The following is a 4,037-nucleotide window of genomic DNA, read 5'->3' as shown; positions in this document are numbered from 1 at the left end:
TGCTGGGCTTCGTGCTCGACTTTCTGGAAATCATCTACATCGTGATCCCCATTGTCGGACCAGTGATCTATGGCGGCACATTTGATCCCAAATGGGTGACGATAATGATCGCAGTGAACCTGCAGACGTCGTTCCTGACTCCCCCCTTTGGATTCGCGCTGTTTTATCTGCGCGGCGTCGCACCGAAGGAGGTGACGACCGGTCATATCTATCGCGGCATCATCCCGTTCGTGCTCATTCAGGTGGCCGGTCTGGCGCTCTTGTGGACCTTCCCGAGCATCGTGACGATCGTGCCGGATCTTATCCCGAACTGACGGGCAGCCTGACAATCAGTTCAAATGCAAGGGGGCCTTTCCGGCCCCCTTATTACATACTCCGCCGGCGCGTGCGGCAACGGCAGCACCTGAATAACAGGCTACGGGGCGCGGTGGCAGCGTCAGCGGCGCAGGGCTGGCAGTCCGACCCCTGTGGCTTCGAAACCGCCATCAGCCGCAAGCACCTGGCCCGTGACATAGCTGGCCTGATCCGAGCACAGAAACGCGATACATTCCGCGATTTCCGTCTCACTGCCATACCGGTTGAGCGGGATAGCATCATGATAGGCATCAATAATCTGCTGGCTGTGCACGGCCATGGCCAGTTTCGTACGCACCGGGCCGGGGCAAATGCAATTTGCCCGGATCCCGAACTCACCAAGTTCTGCGGCCTGCTGTCTGGTCAGCTGGATCACTCCGGCCTTTGAGGTGCCATAGGCCACGCGCAGGGTGGAGGCCCGCAGCCCTGAAATGGACGCGATGTTGACAAGGGCCCCACGGCTCATTTTCAGGGCCGGCAGGGTCGCCTGAGAGACCAGAAACACGCCGTCCAGATTGGTCTCCATCACTCTGCGCCAGCAGGCAAAATCTGTCTCGCCGATGGGGCCGAATTCCGCGACGCCGGCATTATTGACCACTGCATCGATCCGGCCGAAAGCCTCTGTAACTGCCGCAGCCATCGTACCGACTGCGACCGGGTCCGAGACATCGCATTGAAATGCCTGCGCCCCGTCGGCTGAACTGGCAGCGGCATCGAGGGCCTCGCCGTCACGATCTATCATGGCCACACGCCAGCCCCGTGAGAGCAGCAGATGCGTGGTGGCCAGCCCGATCCCACGGGCGGCTCCGGTGATGAGTGCAACTTTGTTTTCCATATCCGGGGAAGTAATCTGAGCGGCGTTTCGGGGCAATCCCGAAAGTGCCCGCGGTCAGCCGGTCGGCCGCGTGTCGGGCAGATGAATATTGGCCACCTGCTCGGCAATCGGATCGGTGGAGAGCGGGTGCATGTCCGCGTTGAACGCTTCCGGGTCTCTGACCTTTTGCCAGCGTCCGCCGATATAGACCTCGAGACCGGAGAAGTTGGATTTATAGCCCATCTTCTGACTGCCGGGCACCCAGTAGCCCAGATAGACATAGGGCAGACCGGCATCGCGCGCGATTTCGATATGATCAAGGATCATATAGGTGCCCAACGAGCGTTTAGGCTCGTCAGGGGCATAGAACGAATAAACCATGCTCAACCCGTCAGACAACACATCGGTGAGGCTCACCGCGATCAGCCCGGACCGCGCAGGGTCGAGGTATTCGACGACACGGCTTCGGATCGGTGTTTCTTCGATCATCGCGGCGAACTCGAAGACATCCATATCGGCCATACCGCCATCCGCATGGCGGCTGTCGAGATAAGTGCGAAAGAGCTCGTACTGATCTTCCGAGGCCCAGGGCGACGTCGCCCGGCGCTCGACATCTGAGTTCCGGCGGCTGGTGCGTTTCTGACTGCGGGAGGGCGCATAATCCTCGACGCTGATCCGTGCGGAAAGGCAGGCCGAACATTCGGCACAGGACGGGCGGTACAGGACGTTCTGAGAGCGCCGGAAACCCTGCTGCGAAAGGCTGTCGTTGAGCTTGTCAGCACTCTCGCCCTGTAAAGCTGTAAACAGCTTGCGCTCCATCCTGCCCTCAAGATAGGGGCAGGGCTGGGGTGCCGTCACGTAGAACTGGGGCGCGATGGGAAGCGTGTGGCGCATGCGGGTCCGGATTTGATTTCAGACAGAATAGCAACTCGGACCCATGTCGCCAAGCGCAACTTTAGGTAAATCAGCGCGCCAGCGCACGCCGGTTGAGCATCACGGTTCCAAGAACGTGATCCGTCAGTCCCTGACCCCTTTCGGTTGCGCCCATCATGATCACGGACATCACCTGAAAGACCGGCAGAAACCAGCTGAACGTATAGCCCAGGGTATGTGCAAAAGCGTGGCCTGCATCCAGCGGTGCACCATCCGCACGGCGCAGTTCGATCGAAAACAACCGCATGCCCCAGGTGGCCGAGCCATTAGCCAGCGTCATGGTGCGATACCCGAAGCCCACGAACAAAAACAGCAGGGGGAAAAAGAAAACGCCCGTAAAGGCGGTAAAGGGCAGGATGATCAGACATCCCAGCAGCGTCACAACCGCATCTACACCCCATGCAAAGAGGCGCTTGATTTGTACGTCTTTGTAAAATTCGGGCTGTGTGTCGGGATCGGGCAGAATACTCATCGGGGGCCTTTTTTGTCAGATGGCAGAATGCCCCGCTGAGTGCGGGGCATTATCATTGGGTCAGGTTTCGGTCGTGCGTGTCTCGGACCGGGGGCCGGCTTCTTCCATGAACTGGTCGAATTCGGCTTTGTCCTTGGCATCCCGCAGACGTTCCAGGAATGCTTCGAACCGTTCCTGCTCTTCTTCGAGCCGCTTCAGCGTATCATTTTTATAGGCATCGAAAGCGGAGTTGCCGGTGGTCTTCATGGATTTCATGCTGTGACCCTGGCTCCAGGAATTGCGACAGGTGTTTGCGAACATTCTTTTGCTCCAGATCATATACATCAGCAGGGCGAGGCCGACAGGCCAGAACAGGATAAAACTGAGCACCATGGCAGCGATCCACGCGCCTTTGCCCCTGTCATCAAGCCAGCCCTCTGCGCGGGCAAACCAGCCGGGCCGGCCCGGAGCCGTGGGGGTGTGGGTGATCGTCGTCATAAGGTACGCCTTTCTGTGAGGTTTCGGAAACGCCGGTCTGCCCGGCGATGTGAATGTCTTTCACATACCCTAAATCGGCATCCCCGGTGCCTTTGACAAGGGCCTATGTGAATGATTTTTACATTAATCCGGAAAAGGTAATTAATTCAGATCTCTGGCGCGCAATAATTTTTGCAGGATACGGTTACAAAACCTCGCGGGCATTGACCTTCGGGGCGCCACAGGCTCAAGCTGAGCCATGGCATTCGCACGTCAGATCACCCGCACACCCAGGCCGTGGGACGCGCAAAGAGGCGCCGATGCAGTCGCCGCGCTGCCACGCTGCGACCCGGCGCTGGCGGCGCTCTTGCGCGGAACGGCCGGGTGCAGCCCCTATCTGGCCGGGCTGATCACCAGAGAAAACGAATGGCTCGAAGAAGCCCTCGACGACCCGGATGCGGCTCTGGACGCGTTACTGCAAATGGTCACTGAGGACGTATCAGGCGATCTGCGCGTGCGCCTGCGCCAGACTAAACGGCGCGTGGCGCTGATCACAGCGCTCGCGGATCTTGGCGGGGCCTGGCCGCTGGAGAAGGTGACGGGAACGCTGACCCGGTTTGCCGGTATCGCCTGTCAGGTGGCGCTGCGGGAAGCTCTGTCGGTGCAGATCCGGCGCGGTAAACTGCCCGGGATGACCGAAGATGATTTGCGCGACGCCGCCGGTATGGTGGTCCTCGCGATGGGAAAGATGGGTGCGGGAGAACTCAATTACTCCTCGGACATCGACCTGATCTGCCTCTTTGATGAGACACGGTTTGATCCGGATGATTTTCATGATGCGCGCGCAGCTTTCGTGCGCGCCACCCGTATGATGTCTGCCACGCTGAGTGAAATGACGGCGGAGGGCTATGTCTTCCGGACAGATCTGCGGCTGCGGCCCGATCCTGCGGTCACGCCCGTCTGCATGTCGATGGAAGCCGCAGAACGCTATTATGAGAGCCTCGGACG

At 59.4% G+C, this 4,037-nt stretch carries 5 protein-coding genes and 1 pseudogene; 2 read left to right on the top strand and 4 right to left on the bottom strand.

All coding sequences use genetic code 11. From position 1 onward, the window contains the following. A partial coding sequence (locus Q0M35_RS17860; protein WP_295317605.1) for a TRAP transporter large permease subunit occupies positions 1-314 on the top strand: 314 nt, incomplete at its 5' end. A gap of 122 nt (positions 315-436) precedes the next feature. Here the strand turns inward: Q0M35_RS17860 and Q0M35_RS17855 are convergent. From Q0M35_RS17855 to Q0M35_RS17840, 4 genes are all read right to left on the bottom strand, one after another. Beyond that, positions 437-1,189, bottom strand: coding sequence for an SDR family NAD(P)-dependent oxidoreductase (locus tag Q0M35_RS17855; protein ID WP_295317604.1), 753 nt, complete (start codon positions 1,187-1,189; stop codon positions 437-439). A gap of 54 nt (positions 1,190-1,243) precedes the next feature. After that, a complete protein-coding gene (locus Q0M35_RS17850; protein ID WP_295317603.1) occupies positions 1,244-2,062 on the bottom strand; it encodes an arginyltransferase in 819 nt (272 codons plus the stop codon). Positions 2,063-2,132: 70 nt separating this feature from the next. Beyond that, positions 2,133-2,573: an RDD family protein gene (locus tag Q0M35_RS17845; protein WP_295317602.1), complete on the bottom strand. Its 441-nt coding sequence runs from the start codon at positions 2,571-2,573 to the stop codon at positions 2,133-2,135. A 60-nt stretch (positions 2,574-2,633) separates the two neighbouring features. After that, on the bottom strand, positions 2,634-3,050 hold the full coding sequence (locus Q0M35_RS17840) for a DUF2852 domain-containing protein (RefSeq protein WP_295317601.1): 417 nt from the start codon (positions 3,048-3,050) through the stop codon (positions 2,634-2,636). A 238-nt stretch (positions 3,051-3,288) separates the two neighbouring features. Here Q0M35_RS17840 and Q0M35_RS17835 point away from each other — a divergent pair. Continuing rightward, a pseudogene (locus tag Q0M35_RS17835) lies at positions 3,289-4,037 on the top strand (glutamine-synthetase adenylyltransferase); the annotation flags it as partial.

Origin of the sequence: Roseobacter sp., assembly GCF_024639605.1 — a bacterium.
GTDB lineage: Bacteria > Pseudomonadota > Alphaproteobacteria > Rhodobacterales > Rhodobacteraceae > Roseobacter.
This window is presented reverse-complemented; position numbering and strand designations above follow the sequence as displayed.

Bases quoted from the DNA above. Each gene is read 5' to 3' on its own strand.
- Q0M35_RS17855 (WP_295317604.1), bottom strand. From the start codon at position 1,189: ATGGAAAACAAAGTTGCACTCATCACCGGAGCCGCCCGTGGGATCGGG.
- Q0M35_RS17850 (WP_295317603.1), bottom strand. From the start codon at position 2,062: ATGCGCCACACGCTTCCCATCGCGCCCCAGTTCTACGTGACGGCACCC.
- Q0M35_RS17845 (WP_295317602.1), bottom strand. From the start codon at position 2,573: ATGAGTATTCTGCCCGATCCCGACACACAGCCCGAATTTTACAAAGAC.
- Q0M35_RS17840 (WP_295317601.1), bottom strand. From the start codon at position 3,050: ATGACGACGATCACCCACACCCCCACGGCTCCGGGCCGGCCCGGCTGG.